At 44.6% G+C, this 24,315-nt stretch carries 24 protein-coding genes; all 24 read right to left on the reverse strand.

Features of this window, described 5'->3' with window-relative positions:
- Nucleotides 1-12 precede the first annotated feature (12 nt).
- The gene (gene infB, locus ACKX14_RS06185) at nt 13-2,013 is read right to left on the reverse strand and encodes a translation initiation factor IF-2 (RefSeq protein ID WP_422445731.1); all 2,001 of its coding nucleotides are present in this window, start codon (nt 2,011-2,013) and stop codon (nt 13-15) included.
- A complete protein-coding gene (locus tag ACKX14_RS06190) occupies nt 1,991-2,335 on the reverse strand; it encodes a L7Ae/L30e/S12e/Gadd45 family ribosomal protein (RefSeq protein WP_422445733.1) in 345 nt (114 codons plus the stop codon). Before ACKX14_RS06190 ends, infB begins: the two co-directional genes overlap by 23 nt.
- Nucleotides 2,332-2,598, reverse strand: coding sequence for an RNase P modulator RnpM (rnpM, locus tag ACKX14_RS06195; RefSeq protein WP_422445735.1), 267 nt, complete (start codon nt 2,596-2,598; stop codon nt 2,332-2,334). Before rnpM ends, ACKX14_RS06190 begins: the two co-directional genes overlap by 4 nt.
- Nucleotides 2,588-3,661, reverse strand: coding sequence for a transcription termination factor NusA (gene nusA / locus ACKX14_RS06200; RefSeq protein WP_422445737.1), 1,074 nt, complete (start codon nt 3,659-3,661; stop codon nt 2,588-2,590). The genes rnpM and nusA overlap by 11 nt, the downstream gene beginning before the upstream one ends.
- A gap of 3 nt (nt 3,662-3,664) precedes the next feature.
- Entirely contained in the window at nt 3,665-4,114 is a 450-nt protein-coding gene (locus tag ACKX14_RS06205) for a ribosome maturation factor RimP (protein WP_422445939.1), read from the reverse strand.
- A gap of 156 nt (nt 4,115-4,270) precedes the next feature.
- On the reverse strand, nt 4,271-8,554 hold the full coding sequence (locus ACKX14_RS06210; protein WP_422445739.1) for a PolC-type DNA polymerase III: 4,284 nt from the start codon (nt 8,552-8,554) through the stop codon (nt 4,271-4,273).
- A gap of 17 nt (nt 8,555-8,571) precedes the next feature.
- On the reverse strand, nt 8,572-9,240 hold the full coding sequence (locus tag ACKX14_RS06215) for an MgtC/SapB family protein (protein ID WP_422445741.1): 669 nt from the start codon (nt 9,238-9,240) through the stop codon (nt 8,572-8,574).
- Complete coding sequence (locus tag ACKX14_RS06220) at nt 9,241-9,885, reverse strand: glycosyltransferase family 2 protein (RefSeq protein ID WP_422445743.1); 645 nt, start codon at nt 9,883-9,885, stop codon at nt 9,241-9,243.
- 254 nt (nt 9,886-10,139) lie between these two features.
- Entirely contained in the window at nt 10,140-11,576 is a 1,437-nt protein-coding gene (gene proS / locus ACKX14_RS06225) for a proline--tRNA ligase (protein ID WP_422445745.1), read from the reverse strand.
- Between the two features lie 274 nt (nt 11,577-11,850).
- Nucleotides 11,851-12,930: a flavodoxin-dependent (E)-4-hydroxy-3-methylbut-2-enyl-diphosphate synthase gene (gene ispG, locus ACKX14_RS06230; RefSeq protein WP_422445747.1), complete on the reverse strand. Its 1,080-nt coding sequence runs from the start codon at nt 12,928-12,930 to the stop codon at nt 11,851-11,853.
- Nucleotides 12,931-12,945: 15 nt separating this feature from the next.
- A complete protein-coding gene (gene rseP / locus ACKX14_RS06235) occupies nt 12,946-13,950 on the reverse strand; it encodes an RIP metalloprotease RseP (protein WP_422445749.1) in 1,005 nt (334 codons plus the stop codon).
- A gap of 19 nt (nt 13,951-13,969) precedes the next feature.
- Nucleotides 13,970-15,043, reverse strand: a complete 1,074-nt coding sequence (gene ytvI, locus ACKX14_RS06240) for a sporulation integral membrane protein YtvI (protein WP_422445751.1) — start codon at nt 15,041-15,043, stop codon at nt 13,970-13,972.
- A complete protein-coding gene (locus ACKX14_RS06245; protein WP_422445753.1) occupies nt 15,040-15,855 on the reverse strand; it encodes a phosphatidate cytidylyltransferase in 816 nt (271 codons plus the stop codon). The genes ytvI and ACKX14_RS06245 overlap by 4 nt, the downstream gene beginning before the upstream one ends.
- A gap of 13 nt (nt 15,856-15,868) precedes the next feature.
- A complete protein-coding gene (locus ACKX14_RS06250) occupies nt 15,869-16,609 on the reverse strand; it encodes an isoprenyl transferase (RefSeq protein ID WP_422445755.1) in 741 nt (246 codons plus the stop codon).
- Between the two features lie 49 nt (nt 16,610-16,658).
- On the reverse strand, nt 16,659-16,898 hold the full coding sequence (locus tag ACKX14_RS06255; RefSeq protein WP_422445757.1) for a hypothetical protein: 240 nt from the start codon (nt 16,896-16,898) through the stop codon (nt 16,659-16,661).
- 20 nt (nt 16,899-16,918) lie between these two features.
- Nucleotides 16,919-17,440 (reverse strand): ribosome recycling factor, encoded by a 522-nt coding sequence (gene frr / locus ACKX14_RS06260; RefSeq protein ID WP_422445941.1) that lies wholly within the window; start codon nt 17,438-17,440, stop codon nt 16,919-16,921.
- A 42-nt stretch (nt 17,441-17,482) separates the two neighbouring features.
- A complete protein-coding gene (pyrH, locus tag ACKX14_RS06265; RefSeq protein WP_422445759.1) occupies nt 17,483-18,196 on the reverse strand; it encodes a UMP kinase in 714 nt (237 codons plus the stop codon).
- Between the two features lie 102 nt (nt 18,197-18,298).
- Entirely contained in the window at nt 18,299-18,916 is a 618-nt protein-coding gene (tsf, locus tag ACKX14_RS06270) for a translation elongation factor Ts (protein ID WP_422445761.1), read from the reverse strand.
- A 72-nt stretch (nt 18,917-18,988) separates the two neighbouring features.
- Nucleotides 18,989-19,690: a 30S ribosomal protein S2 gene (rpsB, locus tag ACKX14_RS06275; protein WP_422445763.1), complete on the reverse strand. Its 702-nt coding sequence runs from the start codon at nt 19,688-19,690 to the stop codon at nt 18,989-18,991.
- A 142-nt stretch (nt 19,691-19,832) separates the two neighbouring features.
- On the reverse strand, nt 19,833-20,891 hold the full coding sequence (locus ACKX14_RS06280; RefSeq protein WP_422445765.1) for an AI-2E family transporter: 1,059 nt from the start codon (nt 20,889-20,891) through the stop codon (nt 19,833-19,835).
- Nucleotides 20,892-21,179: 288 nt separating this feature from the next.
- Complete coding sequence (mnmA, locus tag ACKX14_RS06285) at nt 21,180-22,271, reverse strand: tRNA 2-thiouridine(34) synthase MnmA (protein WP_422445767.1); 1,092 nt, start codon at nt 22,269-22,271, stop codon at nt 21,180-21,182.
- Nucleotides 22,272-22,274: 3 nt separating this feature from the next.
- Nucleotides 22,275-22,652 (reverse strand): Fe-S cluster assembly scaffold protein NifU, encoded by a 378-nt coding sequence (gene nifU / locus ACKX14_RS06290; protein WP_422445769.1) that lies wholly within the window; start codon nt 22,650-22,652, stop codon nt 22,275-22,277.
- On the reverse strand, nt 22,645-23,835 hold the full coding sequence (gene nifS, locus ACKX14_RS06295) for a cysteine desulfurase NifS (protein WP_422445771.1): 1,191 nt from the start codon (nt 23,833-23,835) through the stop codon (nt 22,645-22,647). The genes nifU and nifS overlap by 8 nt, the downstream gene beginning before the upstream one ends.
- Before the next feature lie 25 nt (nt 23,836-23,860).
- On the reverse strand, nt 23,861-24,313 hold the full coding sequence (locus ACKX14_RS06300) for an RrF2 family transcriptional regulator (protein WP_422445773.1): 453 nt from the start codon (nt 24,311-24,313) through the stop codon (nt 23,861-23,863).
- Nucleotides 24,314-24,315 lie beyond the last annotated feature (2 nt).

Consider the following 24,315-nt stretch of genomic DNA (forward strand, 5'->3'; position numbering starts at 1 on the left):
TCCTTAAAGCCCTCATCTTTCCACAGGCTTTATTATGAAAGCTTCCAGCACATCCCGTTCCTTTATATCGTTGAATTTTTCCAGGCCTATACCGCACTCAAAACCGCTTACAACTTCTCTGACATCATCTTTAAACCTTTTCAACGAAGCTATCCTGCCCTCATGCACCACAACTCCATTCCGCAAAACGCGTATCTGGGCGTTTCTTGTGATTTTGCCTTCAGTGACGAAACAACCCGCCACGACGCCCACCGTCGGAACTTTGAACAGCGCCCTGACTTCCGCACGCCCCAGAACCACCTCTTCGTACTGAGGTTCCAGCATTCCCTTCATGGCAGCCTGAATATCATCCACCACATCGTATATTATCCTGTAAGTCCTGATGTCGATATGTTCCCTTTCCGCAAGTTTTTTTGCATTGGAGTCGGGCCTCACATTGAAGCCGATGATGATGGCATTAGACGCGGAAGCCAGCATTATATCACTTTCGGTTATGGCCCCCACTCCGCAGTGAATAATTTTTACCTGGACCTTATCTGTGGAACACTTCTCAAGGGCCTGTTTCAAAGCTTCTATGGACCCCTGGACATCGGCTTTCACAATAATATTCAGTTCCTTTACTTCCCCTTTTTGCATCTTTTCAAACAGCTGGTTCAAAGAAATCTTTTGAGGGGTGGTCAATTCTGTTTCTCTGTGAAGCTGTTTGCGGTTTTCTGCAGCTTCCTTGGCTTCTTTTTCACTCGAGACTACCCTCAATATATCGCCGGCATTGGGAACTTCGGAAAGCCCCACGACCTCCACCGGTATGGAAGGGCCAGCGGACTTTATTTTTTTGCCCCGCGAATCAAATAAAGCTCTGACCTTACCGTATGCTGTACCTGCCAGTACAGGGTCGCCGACTTTTAGAGTCCCCCTCTGGATCAGAACGGTGGCGACGGGGCCCCGCCCTTTGTCCAATTTCGACTCTATGATAACACCCCTTGCTTTTGCATTATAATTTGCCTTAAGCTCAGACATCTCAGCCACCAGCAAAATCATCTCCAGAAGGTGGTCGATGCCTTCCCTGGTTTTGGCCGAAACGTTTACAAAAACCGTGTCGCCACCCCACTCTTCGGGAATCAGGCTATATTCGGCCAGTTGCTGCTTAACCCTTTCTGGATTTGCAGTAGGTTTATCTATCTTGTTAATTGCCACTATTATGGGAACTCCGGCGGCTTTGGCGTGATTTATGGCTTCCACTGTCTGGGGCATGACGCCGTCGTCGGCGGCCACCACCAGTACCGCGATATCGGTAACTTTCGCCCCCCTGGCCCTCATGGCCGTGAAGGCTTCATGGCCGGGAGTATCCAGGAAAATAATGCTCTTGCCGTTTATCTCCACCTGAGATGCGCCTATGTGCTGTGTGATTCCACCGGCTTCCTGAGCGGTCACATTTGTTTTCCTTATGGCGTCAAGAAGCGAAGTCTTGCCGTGATCCACATGCCCCATTACAGTAACCACGGGCGGTCTTGGCTTTAAATCTTTGGGGTCGTCTTGTTCTTCGGACAGGATGTTGTCGACGCCCTCATTTTCGCGCTCCGCATCAAATCCAAACTCCTTAGCTAAATTTTTGGCAGATTCAAAGTCTATCTCGGCGTTTATATTCACCATTAAACCAAAATCCATAAGCCTTTTTATAATCTTAACGGGTTCTATGTTTAACCGGCTGCCGAGCTCTTTAACGCTTATTTTATCAGGAAGGGTTATGGTCTTCATTTTGGATTCGATCGGTTCTTCCACCTTTTTCTCTGCCTTTTCAGCTTTTACCGCCACCGCTTCACCTGTCTTGTCGGGTTTCGGTGCGTTTTTGCTGACTTCTTCGTTGATTAAATCTATTATCAATTGCGCCGTATCATCTTCCAGAGTGCTCATGTGATTTTTTACGTTCACATCCAGGTCTTCTAAAATCCAGATAAGCTTTTTGCTTGAAACACCTAGTTGTTTGGCCAGTTCATACACGCGAAGCTTTGTCAATATCCCCCACCCCCGTTAAAAAATTAATGCGCTTCAAAACTTCCTTGGCTAAACCCTTATCGGCAACTCCAACTACCTTACGGTCTTCTTTCCCTATGGCTTTGCCAAGATGGCCGGATTTACCCCATAAAATTACCTGGACTTTGTGGCGATCGCACAAATCAAAAAATTTTTTTCTGGTGTTTTCAGAAGCGTCTTCCGAAATTATTACCAGAAAAACTTTTCTTGAGCCAACGGCCCTTTCCACGGCCTCCTGACCTGAGATTATCTTTCTTGCTTTTTGTGCAATACCCAGAAGGGAAAGAACACCGTCGGCCCTCATGTTTTAGTCAAATCCTCCTTCAGACGGGCTATGATTTCTCTGGTGACATTAAAGTCCAGAGCCTTTGAGAGGCGCTCCTCCTTTAAAGCCAACTCCAGGCATTTTGGGTCCTTGCAAAAATAAGCTCCCCGCCCGGATTTTTTCCCCGTGGGGTCTATTTCTATACGGCCGTCAGGGGTCCTGACTATTCTCGTCAATTCCTTCTTCGGCTTCATTTCCCTGCAACCGAGGCACATGCGATGGGGTATCTTTTTAGGACTCATTTCCATCCCCTCTTACACTTTCTTTTGATGTGTTTTGAGAATCCGAACTTTTGATGTCGATTTTCCATCCGGTAAGTTTCGCCGCTAGCCTGGCGTTCTGGCCTTCCTTGCCTATCGCCAGAGAAAGCTGGTTTTCTGCCACCAGCACCCGCGCGATTTTAGTATTCTCTTCAACCTCCACACTTAAAACTCTGGCCGGGCTTAAGGCGTTGGAAATATATGCCGATATGTTTTTATCCCATTTAATTATGTCTATTTTTTCGCCTTTCAACTCCTCCACAATGGACTGAACCCTGGCACCTTTGGGCCCCACACAGGCACCCACCGGGTCCACATTTTCATCTTTTGAGTAAACGGATATTTTTGTTCTTGAGCCTGCTTCCCGGGCGATACCTTTAATTTCCACTATGCCTTCGTAGATTTCGGGCACCTCAAGCTCAAAAAGCCTTTTTACCAATCCAGGGTGAGATCTGGAAACCGTTATCTGAGGGCCTTTTGTGGTCTTTTTCACCTCAAGGATGTATACCTTTATCCTGTTGCCCGGCGTATACGTTTCAGTTGGAATCTGTTCATTCGGAGGAAGGATGACTTCTACTCTGCCGAGGTCTATAATCACGTTTTTCTTGTCAAACCTCTGGATTACACCTGTTACGATATCGGTTTCTCTGCCGGAAAATTCTTCGAAAATGATATTTCTTTCGGCTTCCCTTATCCTTTGCATTACAACCTGTTTGGCCGTCTGTGCGGCTATTCTTCCAAATTTTTTAGGAGTTACCTCTATGGAGATGACGTCACCTATTTTCGCCGTGGGGTTGATAGCCAGGGCATCGTTTATGTCTATTTCAAGCAGCGAATCTTTGACTTCGTTAGTGACGATCTTTTTGGAAAAAACCTTTACCTCTCCGGTATCTCTATCGATATTTACCGACACGTTTTGGGCAGACCCGTAATTCTTTTTATAAGCGGAAATTAAAGAAGCTTCCAGGGCCTCGAGCAGTATTTCTTTTGAAATACCTTTTTCTTTTTCTATCTGCTCTATGGCTTCAATAAATTCAATATTCATTTTTCACTCCCCGTTCCATTTGAATTTCAATTTGGCCGATGATATTTTATCCCTGGGAATTTTATATTCCTTCCCGTCATCCAGAGTTACGATGCCGTTTGAATAATCTTTTAATGTGCCGTTAAATACCTTTTTGCCTTCCACCGGTTGAAAGGTTTTGATTTCTACGAAGGAGCCCACAAACTTTATAAAATCTTTTTCATTTTTTAGGGGCCTTTCCACGCCCGGTGAAGACACTTCAAGAATATAGCTGCAGGGAATCGGATCTATGATATCCAGCCGCCTGCTTATTTCCTCGCTTATCTCCTGACAGTCGTCAATGGTTATACCCCCGGGTTTATCTATATAATAGCGCAAGTACCAGTGGCCCGCTTCCTTTACAAACTCCATATCCACAAGCTCAAAATTCTTTTTGTCTACCGTTTCCTGCCCTATTTTTCGCAACTTTTCCATCACATTATTTTTTAACAAACATAACCACCTCGACAAATTTCTTTTGCGCACTACAATTGCAATATTAATATTAAAGAGTGGGAATTTACCCACTCTGCGCGATGTTCCACTATTACCTCTTATACATTATAACACAGTAAAATTCCCAATGCAACATTAAAAAAGGCTTATCTGATTTGTCTCTTGAAGATTTTTAAGAACTCCGTTTCGCTTTAACATTTGAATGACGTTTTTTGTCACCCTGGTTCTCTGACGGAGGTCTTCGATTGAAGTGAATTTTCCCTTTTTTCGTTCACGATCGATATTTTGCGCGGCGGCCAAGCCCAATCCCTGCAGTGCGGTAATGGGAGGTAAAATACCGTCTTTTGTGATTTTAAATCTTTTTACGCCGGATTTATACAGGTCGATGGGGACAAATCTGATACCCCTCATGAACATTTCATTGGCAACCTCCAAAATCGTAAAAAGATTTTTTTCCTTTACGCTCAACTCCCTCTCCTTTTTTTCAAAATCCGCCATGACTTCCCTGATTTTTTTGGGCCCCTGTAAAATCAACTCCGCGTCAAAATCATCCGCCCTTACGGTAAAGTATGTGGCATAAAAGGCTTCGGGGTAATGGACTTTAAAGTAAGCTATTCTGAAGGCCATTATCACGTAGGCCACGGCATGAGCTTTTGGGAACAGATATTTTATTTTCTTACATGAGCTTATAAACCACTCGTCTACGTTATGCATTCTCAGTTTTTCTTCAAACTCGGGTTTCAATCCCTTGCCTTTTCTCACATCTTCCATGACTGAAAAAGCTATCTTCGGTTCCACTCCTTTGTTCAAGAGATAAATCATGATGTCGTCCCTGGTGGCGATTACGTCTTTTAATGTGGCCGTTTTGCTTTTAATTAAATCCTGGGCGTTATTAAGCCATACATCGGTCCCGTGCGACAGGCCGCTTATTCGCACCAGTTCGGAGAAAGTGGTAGGCCTGGTATCTTCCAGCATCTGCCTTACAAATCTTGTTCCAAATTCCGGAACCCCGAGAGTTCCCACCGATGTCCCTATATCTTCAGGCTTAAGTTTAAGGGATTCCAGCGACGAAAAAATTGCCATGGTATCCCTGTCGTCAAGCGGTATTTTTTTTGCATCGACACCGGTTTCCTCCTCCAGCATTTTTATTACCGTAGGGTCGTCATGGCCGAGAAGATCCAGTTTCAACAGCCTGCTGCTGATGGAGTGGTAATCAAAATGAGTGGTTATTACCCCTGATTCTTTATCATCGGCCGGGTACTGAATCGGTGTAAACTCAAAAATCTGCATATCCCTCGGGACAACCATCAAACCTCCCGGGTGCTGGCCCGTAGTCCTTTTGACGCCCGTAATACCGGAAACCAGCCGTTTAATTTCATAACTGGAAGCGTTTATATTTTTTTCTTCAAGGTAAGACTTCACAAAACCAAAGGCGGTCTTTTCGGCGATGGTAGAAATTGTTCCGGCTCTAAATACATATTCCCTGCCGAACAGTTCTTCGGTAAACTTGTGCGCCCTCGATTGATATTCGCCCGAAAAGTTAAGATCAATATCGGGCACCTTGTCTCCCTCAAAGCCCATAAAAACTTCGAACGGGATGTTGAACCCTTCTTTTTTCATTGGTGAATTGCATTCAGGGCAGTTTTTATCAGGCAGGTCCGGCCCCACCAGCCCCTCCGCTTTTTCCACAAAAATGGATTTTCTGCACTTTGGGCACAGGTAGTGAGGAGGCAGGGGGTTAACTTCGGTAATGCCGCACATGGTGGCCACCAGTGACGAACCGACAGACCCTCTGGAGCCCACAAGATAGCCGTCATCAATGGACTTTTTGACCAGCTTATGCGCAATTAAATATATTACCGAATATCCGTGATTTACAATGGAATTCAATTCGCGCTCTATCCTTTTTTGAACTATCTCAGGCAGTTCTTCGCCGTAAAGTTCCCGGGCGCGCTTGTAAGTCATATTTACAATTTCACTTTCGGCTCCTTCGATCTTGGGAGGATATAATTCGTCGGGCACCGGTTTTATATCGTCATCAATTTCATCGGCTATTTTGTTTGTGTTTACGACGACCACTTCATGGGCAGCTTCCGGCCCAAGGTATTCGCACTCTTTCATCATTTCGTCGGTGGTCCTTAAATATAGGCCGGATTCCTTATCGGCGTCCTGATAACCCTGGGCTGCCAGCAGTATTTTTCTGTATATTTCATCCCATTTGTTTATAAAGTGCACGTCGCCGGTCATTACAACGGGTTTGTTAAACTTTTTTCCAAGAGCGTAAATATTGATGTTTAATTCTTCAAGCCTCTTGCGGGATTTCACCGTTCCTTTTTCTATTAAAAAAGCGTTGTTGCCGATGGGCTGTATTTCCAAAAAGTCGTAAAACCTCACTATCCGCTCGATTTTCTCCCGGCTGTGGCAGTGGAGTAAGGCTTGATATAGTTCACCCGCCTGGCATCCTGATCCTATAATCAACCCCTGTCTGCGAGAGTTCAGTAAGGATTTAGGAATTCTGGGATGCCTGTAAAAATATTCGAGATGGGCCATAGAAACCAGTTCATACAGGTTTTTCAGCCCTTCTTTGTTTTTTACAAGAATGGTAGTATGGTAAGAGTTAAGATGGGCCGCACTTTTATTTAATTTTAAAATATCATTTATAGATGCAAGATTTTTTATGCCCTGTTCATCCAGTCTTGCCAAAAGCTCCTTCAAAATTAGCGCCGCCGTATTCGCGTCGTCCACAGCCCGGTGATGGGTGCCCATTTTTATGTTCAGCTTTTTGGCCAGAGTGTCCAGCCTGTGATTTTTTATATCGGTAAACATTATTTGAGAAAGGGACAAAGTATCCAACACTCTGTTTTCAAAGGGAATTTTCAGTGTTTCGCACTCCCTCCTTATAAACCCCGAATCGAATTCCGCATTATGGGCTACAAAAACGCCGTCTCCCAGGAATTTCATGAATTCCGGCAGGGCCCGCTCAATAGAAGGGGCTGAGTCAAGCGTTTCCCGGGTAATCCCCGTTAAATTTGTAATTTCCAGAGGCAGGGGTTTCCGGGGTTTTACAAAAGTGGCAAATCGGTCGACAATTTCACCGCCTTGCATCTTAACGGCGCCGATTTCTATTATTTCGTCGCCGTCAAAGGAAAGCCCTGTAGTCTCTATATCCGTCACGACAAAAACCGCATCCGACAAACTGAGGGAGGGGGGGTTTTCCATTACCGGAAATTCGTCATCGAAGATGTATGCTTCGATGCCGTATATCGGTTTTACACCGCTGTTTCTTGAAGCTTCATATATTTCCGGAAAGGCCTGAACCACTCCGTGATCCGTGAAGGCGACGGCTTTGTGGCCCCAGGCTTTAACCGTTTTAATAATATCCTTTGGCGAACATACGGCATCCATGGAACTGTAACGGGTGTGCAAGTGCAGTTCCACCCTTTTTTCAGGATAATTGTCCAGCCTTTCGGGTTTTTTGGCAATATTGACGTCCTGAGCCAAAAGTTCAAATTCGCCGGAAAATTTATTCTTCTCTATTTTCCCCCTGATTTTAAGCCAGGTACCTTCCTGCAGGCTCTCTTCCGCCATTTTTTTATCACCGGGTAAAAACACTTTTACCGCCAAGGAACCTCTAAAATCCGTTAAACCGAAGGTGACAAGGAGGTTCTTATTTTTCGTCTCGCGCTTTTCGATATTGAATATCTCACCCTCGACGATAACTTCCGCGTCTTCCTGCACGGCCTCGTGAAGGGGAATTGGTGTTCCGGAAACGGTCTTTCCTATAACAACTTCGGAATTATTTTCGGACCTGTTCCTGTTATTGGCGGAATCATTTGAGCAGTCTTTGTTATTTTGGCTCAAAACCGATTCAACTATTTTTCTGTCTTCTTCATAAAAGTCATATGGAATGTCATAGGGCTCTTCTTCTATTTTTTCCCTGAAAATCACCTTCAGATTTAAACCTAAACCTCTCAGGTAACGCTCTGCTAATGATGAGATTTTTTTCTTTTGCAGAAATTCGATTCCGTTTTTTTCCACGTATATATACAGGCTTTCTTTTTCCACTTCCCATGAACTGTTCAACATCCAGAGCCTTGCTGACGGTGCATGGGTAAAAACGTGTTTTAATAGACCTGACCAGCTTCTTTTCAATTCTTCTTTTATGTCTTTTTTAACGTCGGAGCTATGCAGGTATAAATTTAGCTTCGAACAGCCGCCGAGATTTTTAAGCAGGCAGTTTCTGAGTTTTTTTAATTCATTTTCGGAAAATTTTTGTTCTGATTTCAAATACACTTCGATTTTGCGTTCTTTAATATCCACCAGTACTCTTTCAATCCAGGCGGTGGAGATGATTTTAATCTCCTCCCCGCCGAAAGCCGTAAGGTCTTTGCTGCTAAGTAGATCTTTTAGATTTATCATATCTCTCCCTCATTTTCCTAGAGGTCGTTTTCAATATCATAAATTCCATCAATCTGAAGCAACCTGGCAATTACGTCGTTTATCGCCACATTGGAAGGGAATCTCACAAAAAGGGAAATAAGCAACTTATCGTCTTCCAGGTTCTGCATTTTTATGCTCCTTATATTTATATTCATTTCTCCGAGAACCGAGCCTATTTTGCCTATCTGGCCCGGTCTGTCCTTTATAACCAGTGAAATTTGTTGCAAAAACCTTTTTTTAATTATGTAGTTTTCAATCCGTGAAAAGGAAATCAATGTCACAAAAGTCAATAAAGTGGCCAGGATCGCTGCAAAATAAAAGCCGCTGCCGACGGCCAGGCCGATAGCCGCCACCGTCCATAAACTGGCGGCCGTGGTCAGGCCTCGAACAGTGGCTCCCTCCCGGATGATAGTCCCCGCGCCTAAAAAGCCTATGCCGCTCACCACTTGAGCTGCTATTCGGGCCGGGTCGGGACTGGCGATACCTCTGAACTCCTCGAAGATATATATGGAAACCAGCATTGTAAGCGCGGAGCCCCCGCAAACCAGGATATGAGTCCGAAAGCCGGCCGGCCTGTTGACACTCTCACGCTCAATGCCTATAACGCCCCCGAGTAAAATGGAAAGTAAAAGCCTGAGGGTCAATTCCACCTGGCTAATGGGCATTTAAAACACCTCTAGTTTGAGTTTTATAACACAAAAGATTATATCACGGTACATCTTCAACCTGGACAAAAACCCCGGGATTACCCCTCTCTTTTCCTCTTTCATCACATGTGTCAAATCCTTAAGATAGACTTGTTTTACTTTTATTTTTTCCCTCTCGGCCATAATGGTAAGGGCCATTTCAAGGCCGTAATCTTTGACCTTATACTTTTCAAGTCTGTCAAACAACTTTCTTTTGACCGCCCTTTGCCCGGAGAGAAAAGGAGTAATTTTTTGCGCCAGGTCCGTAGCCCCACGGCCGTTTTTAAAAATGCCAATGGTCATATCCACATCTCCATTAAGCACCGGCGTTAAAAGCCCGTATATGTGTTCCTCTTTTAACCCAATCAGATCCGCGTCCATCAACAGTATGACATCGGCGCTGGTGCTCTTCACCCCGGCCAAAACGGCGGCGCCCTTGCCCAGGTTTTGGGGGAGCTCCACAACGCGGACTTCAAAAGACTTTGCAACAGAAACCGTATTATCTGTGGAACCGTCGCTCACCACAATGATCTCGTCCACAATTTTTACCGGGATCAATGCCCTGATCACATCGCCTATAGTTTTTTCTTCATTGTAAGCCGGTATTACAGCCGCTACCGACATAAAGCCACCCCTTGATTTTAATTAATATGCCCGGCCATTAAAAATTTACCACAGCCTATAAAAAATATCAACAATATCCATCCGGTCTTCAAGATTCAATCTTTCAGTTGCGACTTCACCAGTACATGTCAACCGCAAGCCTTTCTCAGCTTGCTATAAAAAAGAAAAGGAACCGTTTTAATGAAATAATCTCCCTCACTTATTACTATAATAACGGTTCCTCCCGGATAATTTCGTTAAAATTCTCGTAGTTTTTAATAGGATTTCGCGAAATAAACGGTTTTGCCTGCTTCTCTGCCGCAAACTATACACCTGCCGGGCTTGTACTCCTGGTCAAAAGGTATGCAACGAAGTGTGGCTCCGGTATTTTCCTTGACGTATTTTTCACACTCTCCGCTTTCACACCAGTGGGCTTTAATGAACCCCTTTTTTTCTTCTATTACCCGTTTGAATTCCTCAAAATCATTTACTTCGGTTATATTTTCCAGCATGAATTTTTTGGCCTGCTGGAACATGTTGTTTTGAATGTCCTCCAGCAGCTGCTTTAACCTGGTACGAGCCTCCGATTCTGCTACGGACATTTTCTCGCCCGTATCCCTCCTCACCAGGACAACCTGATTTTTTTCAACATCCTTTGGACCGATTTCAAGCCGGACGGGCACACCCCTCATTTCCCATTCGTTGAACTTCCAGCCCGGGGTGTACTCATCGCGGTCATCGAGTTCAACCCTAAATTCGTTCTTTAAATTGGAATACATTTCCCGCGCCCTATTCAGAACGGTTTCCTTTTGCTGTCCGGAAATAGGCACAATTATTACTTGAATCGGGGCTATTCTTGGAGGCAGCTTTAGCCCTCTGTCATCCCCATGGGTCATAATTATGGCTCCGATAAGGCGTGTGGATACCCCCCAGGACGTCTGCCATACGTATTTTAACTGCCCGTCCCGGTCCAGGAAAGTAATATCAAACACCCTGGAAAAATGCTGGCCCAGGTTATGCGACGTCCCGGCCTGAAGGGCTTTTCCATCGCTCATCATGGCTTCGATGGTATAGGTGCGCAGGGCGCCCGCAAACTTTTCATTTTCGGATTTTCTGCCCTTGATTACAGGCACGGCCAGATCGCTCTCCACAAAATCCCTGTAAACTTCCAGCATTTTCAGGGTCTCTTCTTCCGCGTCTTCTTCCGTTCTGTGAGCGGTATGGCCTTCCTGCCATAAAAACTCCGCGGTCCTTAAGAATGGTTTGGTACTTTTTTCCCATCTGACCACATTGCACCACTGGTTGATCAGCACCGGCAAATCCCGCCAGGATTTTATCCATTTGGAATACATGCTGCAGATTATGGTCTCGGAGGTGGGCCTCACCGCTATGCGCTCCGCCAGTTCCTCCTGCCCGCCGTGGGTAACCCACGCCACTTCTGGAGCAAACCCCTCAACGTGTTCGGCCTCTTTTTTAAGAAGCGTCTCAGGAATAAACAGCGGAAAGTAGGCATTTTTATGGCCCGTGGCTTTAAAGCGGCGGTCCAAAAGCTGCTGCATGTTTTCCCAGAGGCCGAAACCGTAAGGCCTGATGACCATGCATCCACGGACGGGAGAATAATCAGCCAGTTCGGCTTTAAGTATCACATCAACATACCATTGGGAAAAATCCCTGGATTTGGGTGTAATTTCTTTTACAAACCCGTTTTCCATACTTCTTCCCCTTTCTGCAAGTATTAAAAAACCTTCGCGCTGAAGGGGCGAAGGTTTCGCGGTACCACCCTACTTTGGGATAATACTCCTTTAAATAACGGTACAACCGGCATGGCTGCGGACTCGGGAGGCGGGTTCAAAAGCTCTCGACGGTAGCCTTCTCAGCCTTTGAGGTCTACTCTCTTTGCGTCAAGCAGGCTTTTTACTATTCTCCTTCATTATCGTTTAAATCTGTTCTATTTTACGCATATTTTACCAGATGAATTTTTTTTTGTCAAATATGCTGTGAATCTATCATTTTTTGAATTTCACGTAAAAGTTCGTCCGCGGCCTCCTCTTCCGGAACCGTCCTTATGATCTGCCCCTTTTTAAAGATCGAGACTACACCGCGACCGCCGGCGATTCCTATATCGGCTTCTCTTGCCTCTCCGGGGCCGTTGACCACGCATCCCATCACGGCCACCTTCAAGGGGGCTTTGATGCCCTTTAGTTTTTCCTCAACCTTCCTTGCAATACCAATCAAATTGATCTCAGTCCTGCCGCAGGTGGGGCACGAAATAAAGTTTATCCCGTCTTTCCGCAGGTTCAGGCTCTTTAAAATCTCATATCCAACTTTAACCTCATCGACCGGATCCCCGGTCAGAGAAACCCGGATCGTATCGCCTATCCCTCTGTATAACAGCACTCCAAGCCCCACCGCCGACTTGACGGTGCCTGTGAACATCGTCCCGGCCTCGGTTATTCCAAGATGAAACGGGTAATCCACTTTTTGCGCCATCAGCTCATAAGATTTTATGGTAGAAATGACATCGGAAGACTTGAGTGAAATAACTATGTCATAAAAGCTCATTTCCTCCAGAATTTCTATGTGTCGAAGCGCGCTTTCGACCATGGCCTGGGGGGTAGGCTTTTTGTATTTTTCCAGCAGGTCTTTTTCAAGAGAACCGGAATTTACGCCGATCCTTATGGGAACACGTCTTTTTTTGGCAACATCGACAATTTTTTTAACCCTCTCCTTTCCGCCTATGTTGCCGGGATTGATCCTGAGCCCGTCGGCCCCCTGATTTATCGCTTCAATGGCCAGCCTGTAGTCGAAATGCACGTCTGCCACCAATGGAATGTGAATTTGTTTTTTAATCGCGGAAATGGCCCTGGCGCTGTCCAGGTCGGGTACTGCCACCCGGACAATTTCACAGCCGGCTTCCTCAAGAAGCAAAATCTGCTTTACGGTGGCTTCTACGTCACATGTCCTGGTATTGGTCATTGACTGCACGGTAATGGCGCTGTCTCCACCAATTCCAACGTCCTTCAACATCACTTTTCTCGTTTTCCGCCTTTTAATGCAATCCGACATTATCGATCTCCTTCTTTAAAAGATGTTGAATCTCATTATGTCTTTATAAAATATGAAAATCATCAAAATCATGAGTAGAGTGAAGCCTATGAAGTGTATCAATCCTTCTTTCTCGGGTTCAATGGGTTTCCCCCTCAAGCCTTCTAAGCCCAGGAAAAAAAGTCTGCTGCCGTCCAAAGCGGGTATGGGCAATAAATTAAACAACCCCAGGTTTATGCTGATTATGGCCGCCAGGTACATAAGATTAAAGATGCCCACTTTGGCTGCCTCTCCTATCAGGTGGACAATGCCTGCGGGCCCCACCACATCGGCTTTGGTTTTGCCCGTCAGTGCCTGCACAAGGCCGTATAAAACCATTTTTGAAACCAAAAACGTTCGTTGGGCGCCTGACCTGATGCTTTCTGCAAAGGAATGCTTTACTACCACGGACTTGATACCTATTATCCCTCTTTGAGTTTCCGGCTCCACCGCCGTCTTTAAATTATAGGTAAAGTATTTGCCATCCCTCATCACCACAACCTTAATATTTTTTCCGGGCTTCCGGCTTATTATATTCACTACTTCCTCCCAGTTGTTGACCCTGACACCATCAATGGAATAGATCGCATCCCCGCTTTTAATACCCGCATAATAGGCGGGCTCCCCCGGTATTACACTTATTCTGGTGGTGGCCACACCAGCAAAAAAACCTATGGCGGTCATCAGCAGGACGGCCAATACGAAATTCATTGCCGGGCCGGCAAAAATGACCGCTGCGCGGAATAAAACCGGTTTGTTGTTAAAGGCTCTGGGGTCGGTTGTTTTTTCATCCTCCCCTTCCATTTTTACAAAACCCCCCAGGGGTAAAATTCTTATAGAATAATCGGTTTCTCCGAATTTTATTTTAAAAATCGCGGGGCCCATACCAAGGCTGAATTCTCTAACTTTGATATCCGATATTTTCGCCAGTAAAAAATGGCCGAATTCATGGAAAAACACCAGCATCCCAAATACTATTAAGGAAGCAACTAACGTATACAAACTCTTCACCTTCCGTAATTTATGCTCTTCCCTTTACCAGAGGAGGAATAATCCCGGAATGGATAAGTGCCCTGACGATTACCACCGTTAAGGGTCCTATGAACAAGCCCGTAAATCCGAACACTTTTATACCCAAATAAATTGAAAACAGAGTAAGCAGGGGGTCAATTCCCAAATTATAGCCTATAACTTTGGCCTGTAAAATCTGTCTGCTCCCGATCGTTATGACGTAAAGCACCAATAAACCTACGGCAAAACTTATATTTCCCACAATTGCCGAAAATATAATCCATGGGATAAAAATAAGGCTTGGACCGAACAGGGGCAGTATATCCAGGAGTCCGCACAATAGACCGAGTGTCATTGCATAATCGACTTTTAATGCGTAAAAACCAAGGATGGTGATGGCGGTGGTAATTATAACCAGTATAATTTGGGCCTTCAGCAGTCTTAAAAAAGATATAAAAAGCTCCAGCTGAACTTTTTTTACTTTTTCCTGCAATGAAAGCGGCATTACACAGCCCAAAAACTTGATAATTTTTTCCTTGTCTTTTGATAGGAAATAACTAAAGAGAAATGTGAATATCAAAAAAATGAATAAATCTAAAAACATATTCGGGACCATGCTTACTTTATTCATCAATGAGCTGTAAAAAGTGGACAAAAATCCGCTCATGGTAGAAAAAACCTGGTCCAGATTTGTCTTAAAGTAATTCAAGACCTCCTCTGGAATTTTTGATGAGAAATAGAAAAAGTAGGATGATATTTTATCAAAAGCCATATTATAATAGTTATTATAGTGGGGAAGTGTTTTAATCAATTTCCCCAGTTCAAAGGTCAACCTCGTCGCAATCACGGTAGAGAAGTACACCAAAAGACAAAAGATGGATATTAAAATTATTGTAACCGCTACGCCTCTGTCAAGTTTTACCTTTTTTTCCAGCGCATCAACCACCGGCTCGATCATCACAGCAATTAAAATTCCCGCCACAAACGGGAATAAATATTCTATCGTAACGGAAATCAGCATCGTTACTATAATTATTGCCAGGCCCAGGTAAAGAAGGGGTTTATAATCGGTTTTTTCAATCATTTAAAACCACCTTTTTGAAGGAAAAAAATTATATAGTAATACGCCACCGGAAACGAAAACAGGGCGCTGTCAAACCTATCCAGTACTCCGCCATGCCCCGGGATCAGGTTGGAAAAATCTTTTATGCCGCAGTAGCGTTTTATCAACGAAGCGGAAAGATCGCCTATCTGGGAGAAGCATCCAATTAATAAACTGAACGCAATGGCATTGACTACAGAAATTTCTGGCGGCACCAGCCTGGTAAAAATTACGCTTGCCACGGCGCTGAAAAACAGCCCGCCCGCACTTCCCTCCACCGTCTTATGCGGACTGATATGCGGCGCCAGTCTTTTTTTCCCGAAAGCCAGACCGGCAAAAAAAGCGCCTGTATCACAAGCCCAGATTGTAATGAAAATCCACCATACCAGGTAAACTCCGTCAAACAAATTTCTTACCCATATAAAATGCATGAAAAGAATTGAGGTATAGTTAAAGGAAAAAATGGTGAAAACTATGTCCGCAAAGCGATTGTGTTTTTTTTCCGCCACTACATTATATGAGAAAATTGAGATCAAAATTAATATCAAGAATAATGGAAAAAGCTTGTATTGTAAATCCGGCAAAAACTCCACAGTAACCAGGAGGGCCGAGGTGAGTGCAGCGCCAGGCAACAAGGCCACATGAATGTTAATTCTTTTAAAAGCGCTATGTAATTCAAAAAGAGCAATAATGTTCAAAACCAAAATCGCCAAGAAAAAAACCCATCCGCCGGTATTTATAACGTAACTCAATAAGAGTATGCCGATTATTGCGCTTGCTATTCTCTGGAGCATGAATTCACCTGCTTTATTTTAAACCTCCGAACCTGCGGTCTCTTTTTTGAAAGTCCAGCAAAGCCCGGTAGAGGTCTTCCCGCCTAAAATCAGGCCAGTAAACTTCCGTAAACCACAGCTCAGCATAGGCGATTTGCCAGAGCAGGAAATTACTTATTCTGAGCTCACCGCTGGGCCTTATCAAAAGATCCGGGTCGGGTATATCACCGGTAAATAAATACTTTTTAAATAAATCCTCGTTTATTTCATCCGCGGTAATTTTGCCGCACATTGCATCCCGGCATATATTCCTGCAGGCTTTAACAATCTCCCTACGGGAACCGTAATTCAGGAGGATATTTAATATCAAACCGGTGTTATCCCGGGTCAATTTCATACACCTGTCTATTTCATCAATAATCCGCGGGGGAAGGTCGTTTATTTCACCGGTTATCATTATTTTTACGTTATTCCTATGCAATTCGGCGGTTTCCTTTTTTAAATAGTATACCAAGAGGTTTAATATCGTGTTGACTTCTTCCGGAGGCCTTTTCCAATTTTCGGTGGAAAAGGCGAAAACGCTCAAAACCTGAATATCCAATTCGGAACAAAACTTCACTATATCGCGCAGCACTTCCGCACCGGCCCAGTGGCCGGCGATTCTTGGAAGGCCTTTCTTTCGAGCCCATCGACCATTGCCGTCCATTATAATGGCTATGTGGCGCGGCAATTTATCCTTTTTTATTTTTCCAAGGTCTAGTCCGGTGGAGTCCATCTGTGTTCCTCCCATATTTTATCATAAAACCCCCTGCAAAGAGGGGGTTTTAATGGCGTTTCTCTTCCACATCCCCAGCTGGATGCATTTTCTCAATTTCACCCGGAAACCGTGGGAAAAATGCGACCACAAGAGTCACAACGCCTCCTTTGTATTCGTCTATTCTCACGACCCTTTTATCATCGCAAAAATCAGCCGCTCTGGCGGGGCCGGTATACTTAATTTTTTCAACTGCAATGCCCTGCCGATTTAACGCATTAATAACGGTTTCCAGCGGAAAGCCTATCAAATCACAGACGTTTTTAATAGTTATACCTCCATGATGTCTTTTTCCTTATTTTCCATGGCTTTTTCTATTTCTTCAATATACCTGTCGGTCAGCTTTTGAATATCCTCTTGAGAACGCGTTCTTTCATCTTCCGAAATTTCCCCGTTCTTTTCCAGTTTTTTGAGGGTTTCATTATATTCCCGGCGAATGTTACGAATGAACACTTTTGCATCTTCGGCTTTTTTCTTGGCCATCTTTACAAGTTCCTGGCGTCGTTCCGACGTAAGCTCTGGCAAGACAAGTCTTATGACTTTTCCATCGTTGTTCGGGGTAAGTCGCAGATCCGATTTTAATATCGCCTTTTCAATGGCTCCGAGCATTTTTACATCCCACGGCTGGATCACTATCATCTTGGGGTCCGGAACGTTTATTGATGCCACCTGGTTAACCGGTGTGGGCACCCCGTAATAATCAACGAACACTTTGTCCAGAAGAGCCGCCGACGCCCTCCCGGCTCTAATGGCTCCAAATTCGGCCTTGAGGTTGGCCAGCACTTTTTTCATCCGTTCTTCCGCTTCATTATAAATTTTTTTATCCACTTTTTATTAACCCCCCTTGACAAATGTACCGATATTTTCACCAAATACAACCTTTTTTATATTGCCGGGTGTATTAATACCGAAGACTACGATCGGGATATTGTTGTCCATGCAAAGCGAGGTGGCTGTTGAATCCATGACCCCCAATCCTCTATTTAAAACATCTATGTAATCAAGGCTTTTAAATTTCTGGGCATTGGGATTTTTGACCGGGTCGGAATCATATACACCGTCGACTTTTTTCGCAAGTAAAATGACTTCCGCTTCAATCTCGGCGGCCCTCAGAGCGGCCGTCGTATCGGTTGAGAAAAATGGATTTCCCGTTCCCGCAGCAAAGATTACCACTCTTCCCTTTTCCAGGTGCCTGATGGCCCGCCTCCGGATATATGGTTCGGCTATCTCTTTCATTTCTATGGCCGTCTGCACCCGGGTCTGAACACTTCTATGCTCGAGAGCGTCCTGCAACGCCAGCGCGTTGATTACGGTGGCGAGCATACCCATGTAATCGGCCGTTGCCCGGTCCATCAATTCTGAATTTCTACCTCTCCATATATTCCCGCCACCCACCACAATGGCTACTTCAACTCCGCAGTCGTGGACCTCTTTGATCTGGTCTGCGATGGAGTTCAGGGTGTCCTGGTCGATGCCAAATCCTTTATTGCCGGCTAATGCTTCTCCACTTATTTTTAAAACGATCCTCTTATAGACAGGCTTTTGCATCCATAACCCTCTCTTTGCTAAAAAAATAATTCTATATTTTCTTCAAAAATCCTCTTTGTTTTTAAAAAAGAGACACATCAAGTGTCTCTTTTTTGCATGAAACTATTCCGCCGAAGGAGCTTTATCTATCGCCTCTCCTCTTTCATACCGGGTAAACCTGCTGACTGTAATGTTTTCGCCTATAATAGCAATTTTTTCCATAATCAGCTGTGAAACCTTTTTATCCGGGTCCTTGATGAATGGTTGCTCCAGTAGGCAATTTTCCTCATAAAATTTCTCCATACGTCCCTCTACAATTTTTTCGGCTATATGTTCAGGTTTGCCCTCATTTAAGGCCTGGGCTTTCAGGATTTCCCGCTCTTTATCGATTACCTCTTTGGGGACATCATCCCTTGAGATGTACCTGGGATTGGCAGCCGCTATCTGCATGGCTATATCCCTGACAAGGTTTTTAAATTCCTGGTTTCTGGCGACAAAATCCGTTTCGCAGTTGACTTCCACAAGTACACCGATTCTGCCGTTACCGTGTATGTATGCATCAATGACGCCTTCCGCCGCCGTGCGCCCCATCTTTTTGGCGGCTTTTGCAAGCCCCTTTTCCCGCAGTAAAATGATGGCTTTTTCCATATCGCCGCCGGCTTCCGTAAGAGCTTTTTTACAATCCATTACTCCGGCGCCGGTGCGTTCCCTTAACTCTTTTACCTGTTCTGAGGTAACCATGTTTTAAACCTCCCATCTGGTTCTCCACATTATTAAAGGTAAGGGCAGCATAAGCCTCCTTACCTTGAACTTCTATTCTGCAGCCAGTTGTTCACCCTGTTTGCCCTCGAGGACTGCGTCGGCTATTTTTTCGGTGAGCAACTTAACCGCCCTGATGGCATCATCGTTTCCGGGTATTACGTAATCCACCTCATCGGGATCGCAATTCGTGTCCACAATGGCCACAATGGGTATCTGAAGTTTGCGAGCCTCCTGGACGGCGATCTTCTCCTTTCTGGGGTCCACGATGAATAAGGCCTCGGGGAGACTGGTCATATTTTTAATCCCGCCCAGGTACTTTTCCAGGCGCTCCTTCTCGTGCCTTAAATTCAGCACCTCTTTTTTTGGCAAAACCTCGAAAAGGCCTTCTTCTTCCATCTTCTCGAGCTCGTGAAGCCTATCCACCCGCCTGCGAATGGTTTTAAAATTGGTGAGCATACCCCCGAGCCATCTTTGATTGACATAGAACATGCCGCATCTCTGGGCTTCTTCTTGAATCGATTCCTGGGCCTGCTTTTTGGTGCCGACAAAGAGTATGTTGCCGCCTTCCAAAGCCACGTTTTTTACAAATTCGTAAGCTTCCTCCATTTTTTTAACAGTCTTTTGAAGATCGATGATGTAAATCCCATTTCTTTCGGTAAAGATGTATTCCTTCATCTTGGGATTCCATCTTCTTGTCTGGTGGCCGAAATGGACGCCCGCTTCCAGTAATTGTTTCATTGAAACGATTGACATCTCTTTCACCTCCCGGTTTTTTAACCTCCGCCGCTTTCATCTTTCAAAGGAGCCTTTGAGGCACCGTCTTTGAAATTGAGCGGCGTGTGAATTTACCGGAAGTTAGTATATCATAAAAATATAAACGATGCAAGGATGTCTTTTATTTGTGTTGCAAATTTTCCAGGGTCGGCATCAATAGCAATTTAACCAGAGCCGCGGCAGGCACGGCAAACACCAGACCCCATATACCGAAAAACGTCCCCCCCACCAGCAGAGAAAAAATTACAGTAATTGGATGAAGCCCCACGTGTTCTCCAACTATATGGGGTGAAATTATTCCGCTTTCTATCTGTTGAATTATTATGATGGAAAATATAACCCATGGTATTTTTTCCGGGTATCGAAGAAGGGCAATTGCAACGGCCGGCAGCGCTCCGATAAAGGGGCCAAAATAGGGAATTATATTGGTGATTCCGGCCAGAACCCCTATTAATAAAGCAAAATCCACCCTTAGTATATACAGCGCCGCTGCTGTCAACATGCCTATGATGAAACTAACTATCAACTGGCTTCTTATGTAGCGCCCCATGGCGGTATCTATACTTTTCAACCAGTGCAAAATTCGTTCTCTATGAGAGGCGGGCAGGTACATAGCAATGCTTTTTTTAATATCATCGAGATCTTTTAAAATGTAAAAACCCAGGATGGGACCGAGGATAAAACTGAACAAGCCGGAAAACCATCCCATTATTATGTTCATTATATTTTGTAAAGTGTTCAGTAGAATTTTCTCTATCCGGTTTATATTTCTATCGATTATATCCTGCACCCCGGTGGGCAGTGTATTTCTATAATTTTTTTTTAACTCATTTACAAAGTGTTGGGCCTCTTTAGTATAGAAAGGAATTGTTTCGATAAGTTTGTTGAGTTCAAGCAGCAAAACCGGGATTATATATATTAGGGCAACAATAATCGATCCTATCAATATAAAGTATATAAGGCTTACGGCCGCCGCTCTTTTTATTCCTCTACTTATTAAAAATACAACGATGGGATTCAATATATATGCTATCAATATCGCCAGAACAAATGGGAAAAGTATGGCGGCTATTTTCTTTCTCTCGACAATCATAATTATAAGAACTGACAGGACAGTTCCAAACAAAAAAAGCCGGTTTAAAAAACTCCGGTTTAAGAAAGGCTTGAAGATGTGTATCACCTCTCATTTATTTTTTTCCGTGACCACCCCTGCATTGCCATCTCTTAAACCATAAGGAATCAAGCTTCCATCATCTCCAACCTCATACACCGCAATACCATTTTTTTGCACAGAGAATTCCACATAGCAATCCCGGCAATAAAATTGGTGATTGCCCACTTTACCTATGGAATTCCCCCCGCACAAAGGGCAGGATGTCAAAACCCTTCACCTCTTTTATAAAATTAAAAAACTTTATTTGGTATTATTACCAAAAAAATAAAAAAAATACACCCCATGGGTGTATTTTTAATCTAAATCAGACCTTTCTTTAATAATTCCACCGCCCACAACCAGGTCGCCGCTGTAAAAAACCACCGACTGTCCGGGGGTTACGGCTTTTTGAGGCTCTTCAAACACCACTTTGACGAGATCGCCTACGGGATAAATTTCGGCGGGTTTTTCTTGAAAATTGTACCGGATTTTTGCACTCACCTTCATCTTTCCGGCAAGACCGTCAATGGCCACCCAGTTCAGCTGATGTGCTATAAATTCTTTTACATATAGGTCTTCTTCGTCTCCCAGCATCACGGTGTTTCTTTCAGCGTCTATTTTTATGACATAAAGGGGTTTTCCGGCCGATATTCCAAGACCTCGTCTCTGCCCGATGGTGTAAAAGGGTATTCCCTTATGCTCTCCAATTACCTTTCCCTTTTTGTCTATAAAAGGCCCTGGTTTAATTTTTTCCGGGACGCGCTCTCTTAAAAAATCATGGTAATTCGTGTCTATAAAACATATTTCCTGGCTGTCGGGTTTTTTGGCCACAGCAAGACCGGCCTCTTCAGCTATACGCCGGATCTCCCGTTTTGTAAATTCACCAAGAGGCAAAAGAAGGTGTTCCAGTTGAAACTGGGTCAGATTGTAAAGGGCGTAGGACTGGTCTTTAGCCCGATCGACAGATTTTTTCAAAAAATAACGGCCTGTTGACGCGTCGTACCCAACTTTGGCGTAATGCCCCGTGGCAAGAAAATAGGCATCGATTTCCAGAGCTTTTTTTAATAATGCCTCGAACTTCAAATGCCTGTTGCACGCAATGCACGGGTTTGGGGTTCTGCCAGAAAGATATTCACGAATAAAATATTTAATAACTTTTTCGTCAAAACAATCTTTTAAATTGATTACGTAATAGGGTATATCTATTTTATCGGCCACGCGCCGGGCGTCGTAGACGGCACCGATAGAACAGCAGCCGCCCTCTCTCAGCTTTGTTTCTTCAGGGGCGTCCTGCCATATCTGCATGGTCATCCCGATTACCTCATAACCACGTTTTTTCAGCAAATAAGCACATACGGAACTGTCTACTCCCCCGCTCATGGCCACGACGACTTTATTTTTATTCACTTGTTATCCCTGCTTATTCAACTTTTTCTTATAATCTTCTATGGCCGCGTGCAATGCGTCCGCCGCAAGGTTTGAGCAGTGCATCTTGATGGGTGGAAGCCCCCCCAGTGCTTCGGCCACCGCCCTGTTGGTGATTGTTTCCGCTTCATCAATAGGCTTTCCCTTGACCATCTCAGTTACCATGCTGCTGGTGGCAATGGCCGCACCACAGCCAAAGGTTTTAAACTTTATATCTTCAATGACGTTATCCTTTACTTTAATAAAAATCTTCATTATATCCCCACATACGGGGTTTCCAACCTGGCCTACTCCATCGGCGTCAGGTATTTCTCCCACATTACGGGGGTTCGAAAAATGATCCATGACCTTCTCGTTATACATTTTTTAACGTCTCCTTTCCCTCGGCAAAAAGCGGTGACATTTTCCGCAGTTTGTTTACTATCTCAGGCAGCACTTCCAGCACGTAATCCACATCCTCCTCGGTGTTTTCTCTTCCAATGGTTAATCTGAGGGAACCGTGGGCTATTTCATGGGGAAGCCCTATGGCGAGCAAGACATGGGAAGGTTCAAGAGAACCCGACGTACATGCAGAACCGCTGGAGGCGCATATACCTTTCATGTCAAGGTTTAAAAGCAGTGATTCTCCTTCGATATACTCGAAACATACGTTTACATTATGAGGCAGGCGTCTGGTGGGATGACCGTTCAGCCTGACATGAGGGATATTTTCCATTATGCCCTTTATTAATTTATCTCTAAGGTATGTGAGTTTTTCGTACTGTTCTTCCATTTCCTTACCTATAAGTTCGGCGGCTTTTCCAAAACCCACTATGCCCGGGATATTTTCCGTACCCGCTCTCCTCTGGCTTTCCTGGCCTCCTCCGGTGATGAAAGGCTTTATCCTGGTCCCCTTCCTTATATATAAAGCTCCCACGCCCTTGGGGCCGTAAATTTTATGGGCAGAGATGCTGAGGAGGTCTACTCCCAATTTATTTACATCAACCGGTATTTTACCGACGGTTTGAACGGCATCGGTGTGAAAATAAATCTTTTTATCCAGTTTTTTTAAAGCATTTCCTATTTCCTCGATGGGTTCGATGGTACCGATTTCGTTGTTGGCGTGCATTATTGAAACGAGAATTGTATCGTCGGTAAGCGCGTCCATTACATGCTGCGGATTTACCAGACCGTACCGGTCAACCGGTAAGTAGGTGACCTTGAATCCCTCTTTTTCAAGATCCTGGCAGGTATGGAGCACCGCATGATGTTCTATGGAAGATGTTATTATATGATTTCCCTTATCCCTGTTTGCGTAAGCTATGCCTCTTAAAGCCCAGTTATCCGATTCGGTTCCCCCGGCTGTGAAAAAAATTTCTCTCGGATCCGCACCAATCAGTCCGGCTACCTTCTCCCTGCTGTCTTCCAGTGCAGCCTTCGCTTCGCGCCCGTAAGAATAGATAGTGGACGCGTTCCCGAACTTTTCGGTCAGGTAAGGTATCATTTCGTCCACAACTTCTTTTCTCACAGGTGTGGTTCCCGCATGATCCATATATATTCTCTTCATAATAATGTTCAGCTCCTTTTATTGTTTAAATATAATACATATAACCTTGTGAGCGAGCCTTGCGTTTTTCGGCTTCGTCACACATGTCCTTTAGAGTTATGGAGTCCATGGTAGCAATCATGCTGTCTCTTATTTTCTCCCACACTACGCGGGTTATGCAGTCGTCGGCTTTTGAGCATTCTACGGCATCCTGCTCCAGCACGCAGTCAACCAAACCGATGGGGCCTTCCAGGACTCTCAAGACATCGCCAACGGTTATTTCCGATGGCTTGCGCGCTAAAACATAACCGCCCTGAGCGCCTCTGACGCTTTTTACCAGACCCGCCTTTCTCAAGTTTGAAAAAAGCTGTTCAAGATAATGTTCCGAAATTTCCTGCCTTTCCGCTATGCTCTTTAAAGGTATGGGGCCCTTACCATAGTTTAGTGCCAGATCAAACATTGCTTTCAAGCCGTATCGGCCTTTGGTTGACAGTTTCACGG

The organism is Thermorhabdus hydrogeniformans (assembly GCF_049310025.1).
Classification (GTDB): Bacteria; Bacillota; Thermosediminibacteria; order Thermosediminibacterales; family Tepidanaerobacteraceae; genus JBJYKD01.